Source organism: Streptomyces tamarix (assembly GCF_032423885.1).
Taxonomy (GTDB): Bacteria; Actinomycetota; Actinomycetes; order Streptomycetales; family Streptomycetaceae; genus Streptomyces; species Streptomyces tamarix.
The window spans coordinates 26844-44268 of the sequence record NZ_JAWCTQ010000023.1 but is presented as its reverse complement, the minus strand read 5'-3'; the positions used below and the strand labels follow the sequence as shown (position 1 = coordinate 44268).

Annotated in this window: 19 protein-coding genes; 3 read left to right on the top strand and 16 right to left on the bottom strand. The window is 73.1% G+C overall.

Features of this window, described 5'->3' with window-relative positions; translation table 11 throughout:
- Positions 1 to 94: 94 nt before the first annotated feature.
- On the bottom strand, positions 95 to 745 hold the full coding sequence (locus RND61_RS18920) for a MerR family transcriptional regulator (RefSeq protein WP_315879177.1): 651 nt from the start codon (positions 743 to 745) through the stop codon (positions 95 to 97).
- A gap of 122 nt (positions 746 to 867) precedes the next feature.
- On the opposite strand from RND61_RS18920, the gene RND61_RS18915 reads away from it, so the two are divergent.
- Together RND61_RS18915 and RND61_RS18910 are read left to right on the top strand one after the other, a co-directional pair.
- Positions 868 to 1857: a hypothetical protein gene (locus RND61_RS18915; RefSeq protein ID WP_315879176.1), complete on the top strand. Its 990-nt coding sequence runs from the start codon at positions 868 to 870 to the stop codon at positions 1855 to 1857.
- A complete protein-coding gene (locus tag RND61_RS18910) occupies positions 1854 to 2294 on the top strand; it encodes an ABA4-like family protein (RefSeq protein WP_315879175.1) in 441 nt (146 codons plus the stop codon). Before RND61_RS18915 ends, RND61_RS18910 begins: the two co-directional genes overlap by 4 nt.
- A gap of 57 nt (positions 2295 to 2351) precedes the next feature.
- On the opposite strand, the gene RND61_RS18905 is transcribed toward RND61_RS18910, so the two are convergent.
- From RND61_RS18905 to RND61_RS18855, 11 genes are all read right to left on the bottom strand, one after another.
- On the bottom strand, positions 2352 to 5180 hold the full coding sequence (locus RND61_RS18905) for a DEAD/DEAH box helicase (RefSeq protein WP_315879174.1): 2829 nt from the start codon (positions 5178 to 5180) through the stop codon (positions 2352 to 2354).
- Positions 5181 to 5373: 193 nt separating this feature from the next.
- Positions 5374 to 6318 carry a twin-arginine translocase subunit TatC gene (tatC, locus tag RND61_RS18900; RefSeq protein ID WP_315879173.1) on the bottom strand — a complete coding sequence of 315 codons (945 nt, stop codon included), beginning with the start codon at positions 6316 to 6318 and terminating at the stop codon, positions 5374 to 5376.
- 86 nt (positions 6319 to 6404) lie between these two features.
- The gene (gene tatA / locus RND61_RS18895; RefSeq protein WP_315879172.1) at positions 6405 to 6686 is read right to left on the bottom strand and encodes a Sec-independent protein translocase subunit TatA; all 282 of its coding nucleotides are present in this window, start codon (positions 6684 to 6686) and stop codon (positions 6405 to 6407) included.
- Between the two features lie 139 nt (positions 6687 to 6825).
- Entirely contained in the window at positions 6826 to 7065 is a 240-nt protein-coding gene (locus RND61_RS18890) for a hypothetical protein (RefSeq protein ID WP_315879171.1), read from the bottom strand.
- An 18-nt stretch (positions 7066 to 7083) separates the two neighbouring features.
- Entirely contained in the window at positions 7084 to 7356 is a 273-nt protein-coding gene (locus tag RND61_RS18885) for a hypothetical protein (protein ID WP_315879170.1), read from the bottom strand.
- Positions 7357 to 7438: 82 nt separating this feature from the next.
- Positions 7439 to 8395: a helix-turn-helix transcriptional regulator gene (locus RND61_RS18880; protein ID WP_315879169.1), complete on the bottom strand. Its 957-nt coding sequence runs from the start codon at positions 8393 to 8395 to the stop codon at positions 7439 to 7441.
- A 58-nt stretch (positions 8396 to 8453) separates the two neighbouring features.
- Positions 8454 to 9440: a helix-turn-helix transcriptional regulator gene (locus RND61_RS18875; RefSeq protein WP_315879168.1), complete on the bottom strand. Its 987-nt coding sequence runs from the start codon at positions 9438 to 9440 to the stop codon at positions 8454 to 8456.
- Positions 9441 to 9631: 191 nt separating this feature from the next.
- A complete protein-coding gene (locus RND61_RS18870) occupies positions 9632 to 10003 on the bottom strand; it encodes an FKBP-type peptidyl-prolyl cis-trans isomerase (RefSeq protein ID WP_315879167.1) in 372 nt (123 codons plus the stop codon).
- A gap of 42 nt (positions 10004 to 10045) precedes the next feature.
- Entirely contained in the window at positions 10046 to 11035 is a 990-nt protein-coding gene (locus RND61_RS18865; protein WP_315879166.1) for an FKBP-type peptidyl-prolyl cis-trans isomerase, read from the bottom strand.
- A gap of 187 nt (positions 11036 to 11222) precedes the next feature.
- Positions 11223 to 12584: a Pup--protein ligase gene (gene pafA / locus RND61_RS18860; protein ID WP_315879165.1), complete on the bottom strand. Its 1362-nt coding sequence runs from the start codon at positions 12582 to 12584 to the stop codon at positions 11223 to 11225.
- 9 nt (positions 12585 to 12593) lie between these two features.
- On the bottom strand, positions 12594 to 13877 hold the full coding sequence (locus RND61_RS18855; protein WP_315879234.1) for an MFS transporter: 1284 nt from the start codon (positions 13875 to 13877) through the stop codon (positions 12594 to 12596).
- A gap of 155 nt (positions 13878 to 14032) precedes the next feature.
- On the opposite strand from RND61_RS18855, the gene RND61_RS18850 reads away from it, so the two are divergent.
- Positions 14033 to 15061: a LacI family DNA-binding transcriptional regulator gene (locus RND61_RS18850; protein WP_315879164.1), complete on the top strand. Its 1029-nt coding sequence runs from the start codon at positions 14033 to 14035 to the stop codon at positions 15059 to 15061.
- Positions 15062 to 15125: 64 nt separating this feature from the next.
- On the opposite strand, the gene prcA is transcribed toward RND61_RS18850, so the two are convergent.
- The 4 genes from prcA to RND61_RS18830 form a co-directional block, all read right to left on the bottom strand.
- A complete protein-coding gene (gene prcA / locus RND61_RS18845) occupies positions 15126 to 15893 on the bottom strand; it encodes a proteasome subunit alpha (RefSeq protein WP_315879163.1) in 768 nt (255 codons plus the stop codon).
- Positions 15894 to 15928: 35 nt separating this feature from the next.
- Positions 15929 to 16774 carry a proteasome subunit beta gene (gene prcB, locus RND61_RS18840; RefSeq protein ID WP_315879162.1) on the bottom strand — a complete coding sequence of 282 codons (846 nt, stop codon included), beginning with the start codon at positions 16772 to 16774 and terminating at the stop codon, positions 15929 to 15931.
- Positions 16726 to 16902, bottom strand: a complete 177-nt coding sequence (locus RND61_RS18835; protein ID WP_315879161.1) for an endonuclease domain-containing protein — start codon at positions 16900 to 16902, stop codon at positions 16726 to 16728. Before RND61_RS18835 ends, prcB begins: the two co-directional genes overlap by 49 nt.
- Positions 16903 to 17134: 232 nt before the next feature.
- The gene (locus tag RND61_RS18830; protein WP_023589517.1) at positions 17135 to 17353 is read right to left on the bottom strand and encodes a ubiquitin-like protein Pup; all 219 of its coding nucleotides are present in this window, start codon (positions 17351 to 17353) and stop codon (positions 17135 to 17137) included.
- Positions 17354 to 17425 lie beyond the last annotated feature (72 nt).

Below are 17425 nucleotides of genomic sequence, written 5' to 3'. Positions count from 1 at the left end.
CCGCCGCCCCGGCGGGAGAGCCGTTCCCCCGCGGCTCCCGCGCCCCCGCCCCCGCGGCGGGGGCGCTTCGCGTCGCCGGGCGCGGGGGCGGGGGTCAGGCCGTGGCGGGCGGTTCCCCGGTGCCGTACGCACGGGCCGAGGCGTCGACCTGGGCGAGGCGCCGCAGCGAGGTGAGGACCGCGTCGCCCAGGACCGTGCCGACCACGGCGCTCTCCACGACGTCCTCCCGCGCCACCTCCCGCGCCACGTACGCCACGTCGACCGCGGCGATCCGCTCCGCCGCCTCCGCGTACACGTCCAGCGACACCTCCGCGAACCGGTCGTGCCCCAGCCGGCCGAAGGCCGCGAGCGCGTCGGCCAGGGACCGGACCGCCGGGTTGTCGTCGTCCACGAGCCACCCCCGGCGGGCGATCAGCTCCCGGGCCTGCCGGCGGGCGGTGTCCCGCGCCGCGTCGTCCGGCCCGCCCTCGCGCGGCGCGATGTGGTCGTGCGCCGCGCCGAGCACCTCGTGCACCGAGCGGTCCGGGTCCTCGACCGCCTCCAGGACGTCCCGGATGGCCGCCACGGAGAGCCCGCCCACGTCGATGAGCGCCCGCACCAACCGCAGCCTGCGGACGTGCGACTCGTCGTAGCGGGCCTGGTTGGGGCTGCTCAGCTCCCCGGCGGGCAGCAGGCCCTCCCGTACGTAGTACTTGATCGTCGGCACCGACACCCCGGTCCTGCGGCTCAGCTCGCCCACGCGCACGCCAGTCCACCCTCTTCGTTCGGCTCCGCACCCCGCCCTTGCCAAGGCCACCCCCATCATAGATAGTGACGCTATCGGATAGCAGTAAGTCTCACTATCCATTCTGCTCCGGGGGTGTCCACATGTCGTTACCCACGCTCCACCGTCCTCTGCACCGTCCGCTCGTCGCCGTCTCCGCCGGGATGGCCGTCATGGCCGTCGTCTCGGCGTTCGGCCTCGTGCTGGACGACAGGCTGCTCCTCGGCGCGCCGATGTGGGCGAAGCCGTTCAAGTTCGCCGTGTCGTTCGTCGCCTACGGCCTGTCCCTCGCCTGGATGCTGTCCCTCCTCCCCCTCCGCAGCCGCGCGGGGCGGCGGACCGCCTCCTGGGCGGGCACGGTCGTCGCCGTGTCCTTCGTCGTCGAGATGCTCCTCATCGCCGGCCAGGCCGTACGCGGCAGGCGCAGCCACTTCAACTACGCCACCCCGTTCGACACGGCCGTGTACCTCGCGATGGGCGCGATCTCGGTCGTCCTCTGGTTCGCCACCCTGGCGGTCGCCGTCCTCCTCTTCCGCGCCCGTCTCGCGGACCGCGCCACCGTCTGGACGATCCGGCTCGGCACCGTCCTCGCCCTCGTCGGCGCGGCGTTCGGCCCGGTCATGTCCCAGCCGGCCCCCGGCCAGCGGCGCGGCGTCTCCGACGTCGTCGGCGCCCACAGCGTCGGCGTGGCGGACGGCGGCGCCGGGATGGCGCTCACCGGCTGGTCGACGACCGGCGGCGACCTGCGCGTCCCGCACTTCGTCGGCATGCACGCCCTGCAACTGCTCCCGCTGGTCCTGCTCGCGCTGCTCGTCCTCGCCCGGCGCCGCCCCCGGCTGGCCGACCCGCGGACGCGGCTGCGGCTGATGCTGGTCGCCTCGGGCGCGTACGCGGCGGTCCTGGCCCTGGTCGGCTGGCAGGCCCTGCGCGGTCAGCCGCTGATCCACCCCGACACCGCGACCCTCGCCGCCGCGGCGGCCATCGCGGTCCTCACCGCCGTCGGCGTCCTGGCGGCCCTCCGCGGGCCGGCCGCGCCCACCGCGCCCGCCCCCACCGCCGTCCCCAGCCGCCCCCGTCCGGAGCGCGTCCCGTGACCGAGACCCTCTTCGAGCTGGCGTTCCTGCTCGCCGCGCCCGTCTGGCTGTTGATGGTCCTCGCCCCCGGCCAGCCCCTCACGGACCGGATCGCCGCGTCCCCCCTGACCGCCGTACCGGTCCTGCTCGTCCACCTCGCGCTCGCCGCGCCCGTCGCGCCCGAGCTGTGGGCGGCCGTACGGCAGCCGGACCTGGAGGCGTTCCGCGCGCTGACCGCCCTCCCGGACGGGGCGGGGGCCGTGTGGGCGCAGGTCATCGCGTGGGACCTGCTGATCGGCCAGTGGATGTACCGGGAGTGCCGCCGGCTCGGAGTGCGCCCGCTCGTGTCGAGCCCCCTGCTGGTCCTGACGGTCCTCCTCTCCCCCGCGGCCCTGCTGCTCTTCCTCCCCCTGCGGGCGGCCCTGGCGGCCCGCCGCGACGCCGTGCCCGCCCGGTGACGGCGAAGGACCCGGCCGGGGGCGCCCCCGGCCGGGTCCTTCCGCGTCGTACGGCGGTCAGCCCACCGAGCTGTACGCGACGACCCCCCGCAGCAGCCCGTCGACCGCCTTGCGGGCGCTCTTGGCGACCGTGCTGTCCTTCTGCGGCGCGGCCGCCGCGATCTGGCCCAGCACGTCGATGACCTGCTTGCACCAGCGGACGAAGTCGCCGGCCGGCATCTCCGCCTCGCGCAGCACCTCGTCGAGGCCCTTCCCGGACGCCCACTGGTGCGCCGCCCAGGCGAAGCCGAGGTCCGGCTCGCGCTGCCCCACGCCCTCCGCCTGGTTGACCCGGAACTCCTCCTCCAGCGCGTCCAGCCGGCCCCAGATGCGGACCATCTCGCCCAGCGCGGCCTTGGCCCTGCCCGTCGGCACCTTCGGCGCGACCGCGTCGTCGGCCTGCCGCGCCTCGTACACCAGCGCCGACGCGCACGCGGCGAGCTCGGCCGGGTCCAGCCCCTCCCAGACGCGCTCGCGCAGGCACTCGCTGGCCAGCAGGTCCAGCTCGCCGTAGAGCCGGGCGAGCCGCTTGCCGTGCTCGGTGACCTCGTCGCCCCGCAGGTAGTCCATCTCGGTCAGCAGCGCCACGATCCGGTCGAACGTGCGGGCGATCGTGTTGGTGCGGCCCTCGATGCGCCGCTCCAGCTGCCGCGTGTCCCGCTGCAACCGGTGGTACCGCTCCGCCCAGCGGGCGTGGTCCTCGCGCTCGTCGCAGCCGTGGCAGGGGTGCGCACGGAGCGCGGAGCGCAGCCGGGCGATCTCCCGGTCGTCGACGGCGGCGGACCGCTGCTTGCGGTGCCGCTCCGGCACGATGTGCCCCGCCTTCGTCCGCAGCGCGGACGCCAGGTCGCGGCGCGACTGCGGGGAGCGCGGGTTGAACGAGCGCGGGATGCGCATCCGCTCCAGCGGCTCCACCGGCACCGGGAAGTCGATCGACGCCAGCCGCTTGACCTGCCGCTCCGCGGTGAGGACCAGCGGCCGGGGGCCGTCCTGGTGGTCGAAGCCGCGGTGCCCGTTGGACCGCCCGGCGGGCAGACCCGGGTCCAGGACCAGCGCCAACCCGGCGAACTTGCCGGTCGGCACGTGGATGACGTCCCCGGGCTTGAGCCGCTCCAGCGACGTGGCCGCCGCGGCGCGCCGCTGGGCCGCCCCCTGCTTGGCCAGCTCGTTCTCCCGGTCCTTCAGCTCGCGGCGCAGCCGCGCGTACTCCTCGAAGTCCCCGAGGTGGCAGGTCATGCCCTCCCGGTAGCCCTCCAGGCCCTCCTCGTTGCGCTGGACCTGGCGGGAGATGCCGACGACGGACCGGTCCGCCTGGAACTGCGCGAACGACGTCTCCAGCAGCTCGCGCGAGCGGTGCCGGCCGAACTGGTCGACCAGGTTGACCGCCATGTTGTACGAGGGCCTGAAGCTGGACCGCAGGGGGTACGTCCGCGTGCCGGCCAGGCCCGCGAGGTGCCCCGGGTCCATGCCGCGCTGCCAGAGCACCACGGCGTGGCCCTCGACGTCGATGCCGCGCCGGCCCGCGCGGCCCGTGAGCTGCGTGTACTCGCCGGGGGTGATGTCGGCGTGCTGCTCGCCGTTCCACTTGACGAGCTTCTCCAGCACGACCGACCGGGCGGGCATGTTGATGCCGAGCGCCAGCGTCTCCGTGGCGAAGACCGCCTTGACGAGGCCCCGGACGAACAGCTCCTCGACGACCTCCTTGAACGTCGGCAGCATGCCGGCGTGGTGCGCGGCGATGCCCCGCTCCAGCCCCTCCAGCCACTCGTAGTAGCCCAGGACGTGCAGGTCCTCGGTGGGGATGGACGCCGTGCGCTCCTCGACGATCTCGCGGACCCGGGCGCGGGCCTCCTCGTCGTTGAGCCGCAGTCCCGCGTAGAGGCACTGCTGGACGGCGGCCTCGCAGCCGGCGCGGCTGAAGATGAACGTGATCGCCGGCAGCAGCCCCTCGGCGTCGAGCCGTTCGATGACCTCGGGCCGGGCCGGTGTCCAGATCCGCGACCGCTGACGGCGCTCCCGCTCCCGGTCGGCCTCGCGGACCATCTTGCCGCGCCGCCGCTCGCGCGGGTCGTACGTGCGCGAGTTCTCCATGCGGGCGAGGCGGACCAGGTCGGGGTTGACCTCGCGGCGCGTGACGCCGCGGCCGCCGTGGTCGGTCTCCTCCTCGAAGAGGTCGTAGATCCGGCGCCCCGCCAGGACGTGCTGCCACAGCGGCACGGGACGGCTCTCGGAGACGATCACCTCCGTGTCGCCGCGGACCGTGTCGAGCCAGTCGCCGAACTCCTCGGCGTTGGAGACGGTCGCGGAGAGCGAGACGAGGGTCACGGACTCGGGGAGGTGGATGATCACCTCTTCCCAGACGGCGCCGCGGAAGCGGTCGGAGAGGTAGTGCACCTCGTCCATGACCACGTAGCCGAGGCCGCGCAGGGACTGGGAGCCCGCGTAGAGCATGTTGCGGAGCACTTCGGTGGTCATGACGACCACGGGGGCGTCGGAGTTGACGCTGTTGTCACCGGTGAGCAGGCCGACCTTGCCGGGGCCGTAGCGCTTGACGAGGTCGGTGTACTTCTGGTTCGACAGCGCCTTGATCGGCGTCGTGTAGAAGCACTTGCGGCCCTGTTCGAGGGCGAGGTGGACGGCGAACTCGCCGACGATGGTCTTGCCCGAGCCGGTCGGCGCGGCGACGAGCACGCCCTTGCCCGTCTCCAGGGCGCGGCAGGCCTCGATCTGGAACGGGTCCAGCTCGAAGTCGTAGAGGGAACGGAAGGCGTGGAGCGCGGTGGCCTCCTCGGCGGCCCGGCGCCGGGCCGCCGCGTACGCTTCCGCTGGTGTGAGGTCGTCTGTCATCTTGTTATCGAGCCTACCCGCCGCCGCCGACAGTCAGCTCGGCGTTTGTTCGACCTTGTTCAGGCGTTCATCGACGGGTCGCGAACGGCGTGTTCCACGGCTGCGCGGACGGCGTGTTCCACGGCTGCGTACGGTGAACGGCCGACCGCGCTGCGCGTGCGCGGTCGGCCGTTCGCCGTTCGGGTGCGGGGGCTCAGGTGACGTCGTCGTAGCCGTTGACGCGCCGGGCCGGGGTGGCCTCGACGTCCCCGCCGGCCTGCTCGGGCAGGGCGGGCGCGGCGACGGGTTCGACGGGGGCGATCGGCTCGGGCGTGAGGTCGAGGCTGGACGCCTCGTCGTCGTCCAGTTCGGGTCCCTGCTGCCGGCGCCGGCGGCGGTCGTTGAGCAGGGCGAAGCCGACGGCCGCGAAGTACAGCGCCGTGAGCGGCACCTGGAGCACGATCATGGACAGCGGGTCGGTGGGCGTGACGATCGCCGCGAAGATCGCGATGCCCATGACCATGCCGCGCCACCAGCCGAGCATCCGCGCACCGCTGACCACGCCGCCCATGTTGAGCAGGATGAGCAGCAGGGGCAGTTGGAAGGCGAGGCCGAAGGCGAGGACCAGCTTGATGGTCATGCCGATCATGTCGTCGACGGTGATGTAGTTCACCGAGCCGTCGACGCTGAAGCTGAGCAGCAGCGGCACCGCGTGCGGGAGGACCCAGTACGCGAGGTAGCCGCCGGCGAGGAACAGCGGCGTGCCGATCGCGACCGTGGAGATCGCGTACTTCTTCTCGTTCTTGTGCAGGCCCGGCGCGATGAACGCCCACAACTGGTACAGCCAGACCGGGGCGGACGCCACGAGGCCGGCCATGATGCCGACCTTGACGTACGTGGTGAACGGGGACGTGATGCCGATCTGCGAGAGCACGGCGCACTTGCCGGCCCGCGCGGCCGGATCCAGCTCGCTCGCGCACCGGGGCACGGGGGAGCTCAGGAACTCGGCGATGTCCTTGGAGAAGAACAGCGCCACGATCATCAGCGGGATGAAGGCCAGCAGGGACTTGACCAGCCGGTTGCGGAGCTCGCGCAGATGATCGACGAGGGGCATCCGCCCCTCGGGGTCCTTGGGCTTCTTGCGGGCAGACTTGAGCAACCCACGTCCTTATCTCGGAGGGTGGCCGGCCGTCCGGGCGGCCACCCGTGTGCCTGTGGTGAACCGTGAACCGCGCGCCCGGAGCGTCAGCCCTGGGCGGTCCGCTTGGGCTCCTCCACAGGGCGGGCGGACGCGACGTCACCGGGAGCGGCCTGGATGGTCCTGGGCGCGGCGGTCTGCTCGGCGGTGCCGGCCTGGGACGCGTCGTCCTTGGCGGCGCCGTCGTTCTTCATGGCGGCGGCCTCGCTCTTGAGGATGCGGGCGGACTTGCCCAGCGAACGGGCGACCTCCGGCAGCTTCTTCGCGCCGAACAGCAGCACGAAGATCCCCACGACGATGGCCAGATGCCAGATACCGACCTGACCCATGTTTCCCTACCTTCTGAACCGAGGTCCTGAACCGGAGCGGTGCGGACGCATGACCCTGCGGGCCGCCCGCGCGGGCATTCATCGTAACCCTCACGGGTAAACACGGGGCAATCCCCCGGCGTACCCCTGGTGCGAGGGGTTACCGGGGTGGTGTGCGGGGCGCGTCGGCCGGGGGCCGGCGGTGCGGCAGGGCGTCGCCGCTCCGCGCGAGGCCGACGGCGGCCCTCTCCAGTTCCTCCGCGGCACTGTTGATCCGCTGTGTGGTGCGCGTCACTTGACGGCCGAGGCGCTGGGCCTCGATGAACACCCGGACACCGAGGGCGCCGAGGACGGCGATCCCGAGGAACCCCAGGGCGACGGCGAGCATGGGCCAGAACATGGACAGAGCCTAGACCTGTCAGACGGTGGAGTGGAGCCGCAGCGTCCGCACCCCGCCGCCGGTGAGGAGTTCGACGATCCGCTCCCCGGCGGGCTTGCGGACCGCGGAGCCGCACTCGGGGCAGGTGAAGGAGTAGAAGGTGGTGCGCCGGCTGGCGCCGATGGCCAGCCGCAGGGAGTTCGGGGGCAGTTCGAACCGGGCTCGGCACTCGGGGCAGGCCGCCTTGAAGAGGACCGGGCGGCGCGCCTGCGGGACGCCGGGCGGCGAAGGCGTGTCTCCCCTGTCCCCCATGGCTTTCCTCTCCTCTTCCGGTGCGGCGCGGTCCCGGCGCGTGGTCCCGGTCCCGGACGCGGCGTCACTCCTGGACGCGGCGTCAGTCCTGGACGCCGTAGGCGGCGAGCGCCTCCCGCGCCGCGCGGCGCGCGCTCTCGGCGAGCGCCTCCGGGGCGGTGATGCGCCCGTCGCGCCCGAGGCGCAGGGCGAGCCGCCGCAGCGAGGCCGGGTCGGGGGTGCGCAGGGTGATGCGCAGCCCGCCGTCGGGCAGTTCCTCGGCGCTGTCGTGCGGGTAGTACTCGGCGACCCAGCGACCGCCGGGACCGACCTCGACGACGACCTCGGGGTCGTCGGCGGAGGGCTGGACGAGCCCCTCGGACAGGTCGCGCAGCTCGATCTCCGGGGGCGCGGACGGCTCGTCGAGGATCCGGATCTCCGCCACCCGGTCGAGGCGGAAGGTCCGCCGGGCCTCGGAGAGCCGGCACCACGCCTCCATGTACGTGTGGCCGACGGCGAACAGCCGGATCGGGTCGACCTCACGCTCCGTCAGCTCGTCGCGCGCCGGGGAGTAGTAGCGCAGCCAGAGCCGGCGCCGCTCGGAGATGGCCCGGTCGACCTCGGCGAAGACGCCGCCCTCGGACTCGAAGGTGACCGACAGCCGGGAGCTGGCGCCGGCCGCCTCCCCGGCGGCGGCCTCCAGTTTGGCGGTGGCCCGCAGCAGGGCATCGCGGTCGCTCTCCCGCAGTCCGGGGAGGGTGGCGACGGCGCGGGCGGCGACGAGCAGGGCGGTGGCCTCGTCCGCGGCGATGCGCAGCGGTTCGGCCACGTCGTCGGGGTTGTGCCACCAGATCTGCTCGCCGTCGGTGTCGATGTCGAGCAGGTCGCCGCCGCGGAAGCTGGTGCCGCACATGGGCAGGACGTCGAGGTCGGCGATCAGCTCGGCCTCGGTGATGCCGAAGGCGCGGGCCACGTCCCCGACGTGGGCGCCGGGGCGTTCCCGCAGGTAGGTCACCAGGGAGAGCATCCGCCTGGTCTGGTCGATCGCGTTGGGGGCCATCGCTCGCTCGTCCGTCCGTTTCCTTCGGCTTCCTTCGGCTTCCTTCAGCCTCTGCCGGTCAGCTGCCCTTGGCGACGGCGCGCAGCCGGTCCACCACGTCGGCGCGCAGGTCCGCGGGCCCCTGCACGACGACGTCGGGGCCGAACTCGACGAGCCAGGCGTCCAGGCCGTGCCCGTACGGGATCTCCAGCTCGTCCCAGCCGTCGCCGCACTCCCGCACGCTCAGCGCGCGGGCGCGCAGCGGGTAGCCGCAGTCGGCGCGCAGCCGGATCAGCGCCGTGCGGGTGGCGCTCTCGCCGGCCCAGCGCTCCACGGCCTCGCGGACGGTGGACACGTCCGGGACGGGCGCGGTGAAGGCGCCGGCGCGGGAGCGGACCTTGCCGGTAATGCGGGAGAGCCGGAAGACGCGCTCGGCGCCGCGGTCCCGGTCCCAGCCGGCGAGGTACCAGTGGCCGCGCCAGCACTCCAGGGTCCACGGCTCGACGTGCCGGGTCTCGGCGCGGGCGGCGTTGGACTTGCGGTACTCGAAGACGACGGGCCGGCGGTCGCGGCAGGCGAGCATCAGCGGTTCGAAGGCGGCCTCGCGGACCGGGATGCGCGGTTCGAGGGCGCCGGGCCGGTCGTCGTACGGGTCCTCCGCCTCGGGCATGCCGGCGGCGCGCAGCTTCTGCAGGGCGCCGCTGGCGGCTCCGGCGAGGCGGGCCTGCTGCCAGACCTTGGCGGCGAGGCCGAGGGCGGCGGCCTCCTCGGCGTCCAGTTGGATGGGCGGGAGGCGGTTGGAGTCGCGGCGGGCGAGGTAGCCGGTCTCGCCGTCCAGGTTCTCGACGGTCTCGATGACCAGCCCGAGCTCGCGCAGGTCGTCCTTGTCGCGCTCGAACATGCGGTTGAAGGAGTCGTCGGCCGGGGAGGGGCCGCCGTCACCGGGGCCGAACGCCTCGACGTACGCCTCGATGGAGCCGCGCAGCTCGCGCTTGCTGAGCGGCCGCCGCGTGCCCAGCAGGCACAGCGCGAGATTCATCAGCCGCTCGGCCTTGGCAATGGCCATCGACGCCCAGCACCTCTTCGTATGGAGTCCCTATCGCCCGATGACCGTACCGCTCCGGGCGCGTGTGGCCAAAGTCGCCGCCCGTTCGGGTCCCGCGCACCCGGCGCGGGGCGGGACGGGTGAGGGCCCGCGCCCGGTGGGTGCGGGCCCTCGGCCCGGTTCCGCCGCGCGGGGCGCGGCGGACGGCTGGATCAGACCGCGACGAGGTCGCAGACGAAGATCAGCGTCTCGCCCGGCTTGATCTTGCCGCCGGCGCCGCGGTCCCCGTAGGCCAGGTGCGGCGGGATGATCAGCTGGCGGCGACCGCCGACCCTCATGCCCTGGACGCCCTGGTCCCAGCCGGGGATGACCTGGCCGACGCCGAGCTGGAACTGCAGCGGCGTGCCGCGGTTCCAGGAGGCGTCGAACTCCTCGCCGGAGGAGAAGGACACACCGACGTAGTGGACCTTCACCATGTCGCCGGCCTTGGCCTCGGCGCCTTCGCCGACCCAGATGTCCTTGACCTCGAGATCCGCCGGCGGCTCGCCGCCCGGGAAGTCGACCTCGGGCTTGTCGATGCTCACGTCAGTGCTCCTGTTGATCGTTTGTGCACAACCCGCACAGTCTTACATCTTCGCCAGGATGTCGAGCGTGAAGACCAGGGTGGAGTTGGCCGGGATCTCACCGGACGCCTGGTCGCCGTAGCCCTTGTCCGGGGGCACGACCAGCATGACGCGGCTGCCGACCTTCTTGCCGGCGAGGCCCTCCTGCCAGCCCTTGATGAGCTGCTGGAGCGGGAAGGCGGCGAGCTGCTGGCGGGAGTAGCTGGAGTCGAACTCCTTGCCGCCGTTCCACAGCACGCCCTTGTACTGGAGCAGCAGCTTGTCGGTGGGCTGCACCTCCTCGCCGTCGCCCTCCAGGACGTACTTCGCGACGAGCTTCTTCGGCGCGGCGGCCTTCGGGACGGTGATCGCGGGTGCCTTGCCGTCCGTGTTCGTCCCGACCTCGGGCAGGGCCGCGTCGTCCTGCGGGACCTCCTTGCCCTTGGCGGAGGACTTGCCGTTGAAGGTCTCCTCGATGTCGATGACGAAGACCATCGTGTCCGTGCCCTTGATGTCGCCGCGGCCCTCGGAGCCGTAGCCCAGGGCCGGCGGGACGGCCATCTCGACGCGGCTCTTCGTCTTCTTGCCGGTCAGGCCGAGGCGCCAGCCGTCGATGACCGCGCCCTGCTGGAGCTGGATGACGAGGGGCTGCTTGCGGTCGTACGAGTTGTCGAAGACCTTCGCGGTGTCCCAGATCTGGCCCAGGTAGTGCGCCCTGACGTAGTCGCCCTCGGCGACCGGCGTGCCGGAACCGGCGATGACCGTCTTCACGGCCAGGTCGGCGGACGGCTTGCCGGAGCCCTTGGCGATGGTCGGCTTCTCGCCGAACGCGGCGCCGTCCGTGATGGCGGGCAGCGGTCCGTCCACGATCTTCGCGGACGCGCCCGACTCCGACGCCGACGCCGACGGGCTCTCGGCGACCTGGTCCTTGTCCTGGTCTGACTTGTCGTCGCCGCAGGCCGACAGGGTGAGCAGGCCGGCGGGCACGGCGAGGAGGAGGGAGCGACGACGCACGGGAAGCCTCGTATCTGGTCGGGGGTCGATCTTGCGGTTGGGTGCGCGCCACTCTACGGCGTGCGGGAGGTGCCGCACGAGGAACGTACGCGCCGCCCTTCGGCGTTCCCCCCGCCGGGGTGCGGGGCCCCACGCGTCGGGCCCCGCACCGGACGGCCGGTGCGGGGCCCGTGGCGCCGGGGCGCGCTCACATCCCGGCGATGAGCTTCTCCACCCGGTCGTCGACCGACCGGAACGGGTCCTTGCACAGCACCGTGCGCTGCGCCTGGTCGTTCAGCTTCAGGTGCACCCAGTCCACCGTGAAGTCCCGGCGCTGCTCCTGCGCGCGCCGGATGAAGTCGCCCCGCAGCCGCGCCCGGGTGGTCTGCGGCGGGACCGACTTCCCCTCGAAGATCTTCAGGTCGTTGCAGACGCGGGCCGCCTGCCCCTTCTTCTCCAGCAGGTAGTACAGGCCCCGCCGGCGGTGGATGTCGTGGTACGCGAGGTCTATCTGCGCGATCCTCGGGTGCGACATGGTCATGTTGTGCTTGGCCCGGTACCGCTCCAGCAGCTTGTACTTCATGACCCAGTCGATCTCGGTGCCGATCCGGTCCAGGTCCTCCGTCTCGATCGCCTCCAGCGTGCGGCCCCACAGCTCCAGGACCTGCGCCACCGTGCCCGTGCGGATGCCCCGCCGGTCGACGAAGTCGGCGGCCTTCTCGTAGTACTCGCGCTGCACCTCCAGCGCGGACGCCTCGCGGCCGCTGGCCAGGCGGACCTTGCGCCGGCCGGTGATGTCGTGGCTGACCTCGCGGATCGCCCGGATCGGGTTCTCCAGGGTGAGGTCCCGCATGACCGTCCCGGCCTCGATCATCCGCAGCACCAGGTCGGTCGCGCCGACCTTCAGCAGCATCGTCGTCTCCGACATGTTCGAGTCGCCGACGATGACGTGCAGCCGCCGGTACCGCTCGGCGTCGGCGTGCGGCTCGTCCCGCGTGTTGATGATCGGCCGGGAGCGGGTCGTCGCCGAGCTGACGCCCTCCCAGATGTGCTCCGCGCGCTGGCTCACGCAGTACACGGCGCCGCGCGGGGTCTGCAGCACCTTGCCCGCGCCGCACAGGAGCTGGCGGGTGACGAGGAACGGGATGAGGATGTCCGCGAGGCGCGAGAACTCCCCGTGCCGCGCCACGAGGTAGTTCTCGTGGCAGCCGTAGGAGTTTCCCGCCGAGTCGGTGTTGTTCTTGAACAGGTAGACGTCGCCCGCGATTCCCTCCTCGTGCAGGCGGCGTTCGGCGTCCACGAGCAGACCTTCGAGAATGCGCTCGCCCGCCTTGTCGTGCGTGACCAGCTCGGTCACGTTGTCGCATTCCGGCGTCGCGTATTCCGGATGCGAACCCACGTCGAGGTAGAGGCGGGCGCCGTTCCGCAGAAAGACGTTGCTGCTGCGGCCCCATGACACGACACGGCGGAAGAGGTAGCGCGCCACTTCGTCAGGAGACAGTCGGCGCTGTCCCCTGAACGTGCACGTGACGCCGTACTCGTTCTCCAGCCCGAAAATGCGGCGGTCCATGACAGAACATTACGCCTGACGGCCCCCGCTGAAACCGGGTTCGACGGTACCGTTTCGATCATTTTCCGATACACCTACCGCTTCTCCCGCTTCCGGCCCCGCCGTGGCCGCCGGGAGGGCCAGGGCCCGCCGGGTCGCCAGCAGCACCAGCAGGGCCGCCGCTCCCCCGGCCCCGGCCGCGCCGAAGCTCCACGGCACGCCCGCCAGCTCGACCGCCGGGCCCGCCACGGCCGTCCCCGCCGCCGTGCCGACCCCGAACGTCGTCACCAGCCAGGAGAACGCCTCCGTCACCGTGCCGCGCAGCGCGTGCCGGTCCACGACGACGAACGCGCAGGCGAGGGCCGGCGCCAGGAAGACGCCCGACACGGCCGCCAGCGCCGTCATCGCCACCACGCCGGGCGCCAGCGCCAGCGGCAGGTAGCCCAGGGCCAGCAGCCCCACCAGCACCCGCAGCCGCGCCTCGGGCTCCCCCGCCCACGGCCGCGCTCCGTACACCAGCCCGCCGGCCAGCGCGCCCAGCCCCAGCGCCGCCATCAGCGCCCCGTACACCGCGTCGCCCCCGTGGAGGTCCGCGTACGCCAGCGCCGCAACCGTGATCGAGCCCAGCGCCAGGCCCACGAAGAAGAACGCCCCCAGCAGCGCGAGCAGCCCGCGCGACCGCAGCGCGCCCAGCCAGTGCGCCTCGCGCGGCTCCGAACGCCACGCGCGCGAAGGGGCCGACGCGACCACCGACAGGGCGCCCAGGACGCCCACGGCGTTGACCACCAGCAGCGCGGCCGCCGGCGACCACAGCCACACCAGTACGGTCACCAGCAGCGGGCCGACCGTGAACATGACCTCCTGCGCCACGGCGTCCAGGGCGTACGCGCGGTGCACCCGGTCCTCGCGGCCCAGGACGCTCGGCCACAGCGCCCGCAGGCCGCCCTCCAGGGGCGGCGTGAAGAAGCCGGCCACGACCACCGCCGCGAACGCCACCGGCAGCGACCCGATCCCGGCCGCCGCCAGCCACACCATGCCCAGCGCCGAGAGGAGGGCCGCCGGGAGCTGCACGCGGGGCTGCCCGCGCAGGTCGACGGCCCGCCCCAGCAGCGGCTGCCCCGCCGCCGTCGCCAGCCCGTACGCGGCGGCGAGCCCGCCCGCGAGGCTGTAGCCGCCGCCCTCCGCCCGGGTGAACAGCGCGATCGCGATGTGCGCCGTGCCGTTGGGAAGCCGGCCGACCAGCGTGCCGACCAGCAGCCGCAGCGCGTGCGGAGCCCTGAGTATGTCGGCGTACCCGCCGCCCGACGCAGCCATCGCCTGCTCCTCCTCCCGGCGCTCCGCCGGGGTTTTACGTATAACGTCCTGCGTCATACGTACCATGTCGGCAGCCGCGGGTCCACCCGCGCACCCCTGACCGGCCGCCCCGCACCGTGCGGCGGCCCCGGACGAACCCACGGAGGCGGACGCGCGTGAAGGCCCCGGAACCACTCGGCGGGCCCCGCCCCACCAGCCGCGACGTCGCCAGCGCCGCCGGCGTCTCGCAGGCCACCGTCTCCCTCGTCCTCGGCGACAAGTGGCGCGGCCGCGTCTCCGAGCGCACCGCCGGGCTCGTCCGCGACACGGCCCGCCGGCTCGGCTACCGCCCCAACCTCGCCGCCCGCAGCCTCCGCCTCGGCCGCACCCGCACCGCGCTCCTGGTCGTCCCCGCCCTCACCAACGAGTTCTTCGCGCGCGTCTACGCCGGTGCCTCCGCCGTCGCCGCCCGCCACGACTTCGGCGTGGTCCTCTACCCCTCCCCCCAGGGCACCGGCCCCGCCAAGGACCCCTTCGCCTCCGCCCGCGCCGCCCTCGACGGCGTCATCGCCTCCTCCATGGCCACCGACGCCCTGGACGCCTTCCGCGGCACCGACCTGCCGCTCGTCATGCTCGACAGCGACCCGGCCGACCAGGACTGTGCCGCCCGGGTCAACCTCGACATCGCCGACGGCATGCGCCAGGTGACGGATCATCTCCTCGCCCTCGGGCACCGCCGCTTCGTCCACCTCGCGTCCGCCGTGCCGTCCTGGACCTTCGACGTCCGCGCCACGGCGCTCGCCGCCGCCCTCGGCGACCGCCCCGGCACCACCGTGCGCACGGTCCCCGCCCCCCTCGACGTGGCCGGTGCCCGCGAAGCCGCCACCCGCGCCCTGGCCGCGCCCGGGCCCCGCCCCACCGCCCTCGTCTGCGACGACGACCTCATCGCCGCCGGCGCCTGCAAGGCCGCGCGCCGCCTCGGCCTGCGCGTCCCCGAGGACGTGTCCGTCACCGGCTTCGACGACCTCGCCCTCGCCACCGCCGTCGAACCCGAGCTCACCACCGTCGGCCTCCCCGCCGAACGGGTCGGGGAACGCGGCATGGAGGCCCTCCTCGCCGTCCTCGACGGCCGCACGCCGCCCCGCGGCGACCTGCCCGTCGCCCTGCGCGTCCGGGCCTCCACCGCCCCGCCGCCGCGCTCCTGACACGCGAAAGCCCCGGCCCGCCCCGTGAGGCGGACCGGGGCTCGCAAGCCACCGGACGCGGCGGTTACTCCTCGGAGCCCTCCGGGTCCTCGGCCTCGTCGCCCGCGGCGTCCGTCGGAGCCGTCGCCGGCTCCTGCGCCGCCAGCAGTCGCGCCAGCTGCCGGCCCACGATCCGCTTGAACTTGCGCGACTGCGGACGCGTGCGGTCCAGCACGGCCACCTCCAGGCGCTCCGCGGGGATCTCCCGCTCGCTGCCGCTCGTGTCCCGCGACAGGGCCTGCACCGCCAGCTTCAGCGCCTCCGCCAGCGACATCCCGTCGCGGTGCCGCTGGTCCAGGAAGCTGCCGATCTGCTCGGCGTTGCCGCCGACGGCCACCGAACCGTGCTCGTCCACGATCGAGCCGTCGTGCGGCAGCCGGTAGATCTGGTCGCCCTCCGGCGACGTCCCCACCTCGGCGACGACCAGCTCCACCTCGTACGGCTTCTCCCCCGCGCTGGAGAAGATCGTGCCGAGCGTCTGCGCGTACACGTTCGCCAGCCCGCGCGCCGTCACGTCGTCGCGGTCGTAGGTGTAACCCCGCAGGTCCGCGTAGCGCACACCGCCGATCCGCAGGTTCTCGTACTCGTTGTACTTGCCGGCCGCGGCGAAACCGATCCGGTCGTAGATCTCGCTGAACTTGTGCAGCGCGCGGGACGGGTTCTCGCCGACGAAGACGATGCCGTCGGCGTACTGCATCACAACAAGGCTCCGGCCCCGCGCGATGCCCTTGCGGGCGTATTCCGCCCGGTCGGCCATGGCCTGCTGGGGTGAGACATAGAACGGCGTCGACACCGGCTATCCGTCCCTTTCTGTCAGTGGCGAGAACATCAGAGCAGCTCGGCGCGCGGGCCGTCCGGCTGGTCCATCCGGCGCTCCAGCACGGCACGCGACACGTCCGACGCCTCCGCCTCCGTCAGCCGGCGGAAACCGTCCTCCGTGATCACCGTGACGATCGGGTAGATCCGGCGCGCCACGTCCGGCCCGCCCGTCGCCGAGTCGTCGTCCGCCGCGTCGTACAGCGCCTGCACCACCAGCGTCAGGGCCTGCTGCTCGGTGAGGTCCTCGCGGTAGAGCTTCTTCATCGACCCGCGCGCGAACAGCGAGCCCGAACCCGTCGCCGCGTACCCCTGCTCCTCGGAGCGGCCGCCCGTGACGTCGTACGAGAAGATCCGACCCTTCTCGCGGTCCACGTCCCAGCCGGCGAACAGCGGGATCACGGCCAGGCCCTGCATGGCCATGCCCAGATTGCCGCGGATCATCGTGGAGAGCCGGTTCGCCTTGCCCTCCAGGGAGAGCTGGGTGCCCTCGACCTTCTCGAAGTGCTCCAGCTCCAGCTGGAACAGCTTGACCATCTCCACGGCGAGGCCCGCCGTACCGGCGATGCCCACGGCCGAGTACTCGTCGGTCGGGAAGACCTTCTCGATGTCGCGCTGCGCGATCATGTTGCCCATGGTGGCGCGCCGGTCGCCGGCGAGGACCACGCCCCCGGGGAACGTGGCGGCGACGATCGTCGTACCGTGCGGGACCTCGATCGCGCCCTGCACGGCGGGCAGCGTCCGGCGCCCGGGCAGCAGTTCCGGCGAGTGCTCGGCCAGGAAGTCCATGAAGGACGAGGATCCGGGCGTCAGGAAGGCAGCTGGTAGACGCCCGGTGCTACGGGTGTTGGCTTCCACGAGTTCCCCTCCACGTGTGCGGCGGCCCGCCTGATGACGCTGGGGCCATCTGTCAGCTTGCCGATGACCGAATTGCAGTTGAAGCACAGTACGCCACGGACCTTACCCGCACCGCGGCGGTGATCCACATGCTGCGGGGACGCGGCCGGACCGGCCGCGCGGACCCGCCCCGCTCCCCGGCGGGCGCGGCCCCCGGTGGCGCCGTACGGCCCCCCGGGGGACGCCTTCCGTCCGGATCCGGGGCGCCCGGCCCTCCGCAGGCGGACGCCGCGCGCGGCCCGTCCTCGCCGCACCGCGCGCGGCGCCTCGCCCCCCGTCTCTCTCACCGACCCCCGCTTGTGATTCGAAGGTCAGACGGCCTTACTGGCCGCCCTTTTGCACGAAGGAACGCACGAAGTCCTCGGCGTTCTCCTCCAGCACGTCGTCGATCTCGTCCAGGACGGAGTCCACGTCGTCGCTCAGCTTCTCGTGGCGCTCCTTGAGGTCCTCCGAGGCCTGCGCCTCGGGCGCCTGGTCCTCGACCTCTTCGGTGGAGCGCGTGGCCTTCTGCTGGCCGCCGCCGGTGTCCTTGGTCGCCATATCCCTCACCCCGCTCGGATTGCCCGCTTGGTCAGGTGTCTCAAGATCAGACCCTACAAGCCCGGTCTGACA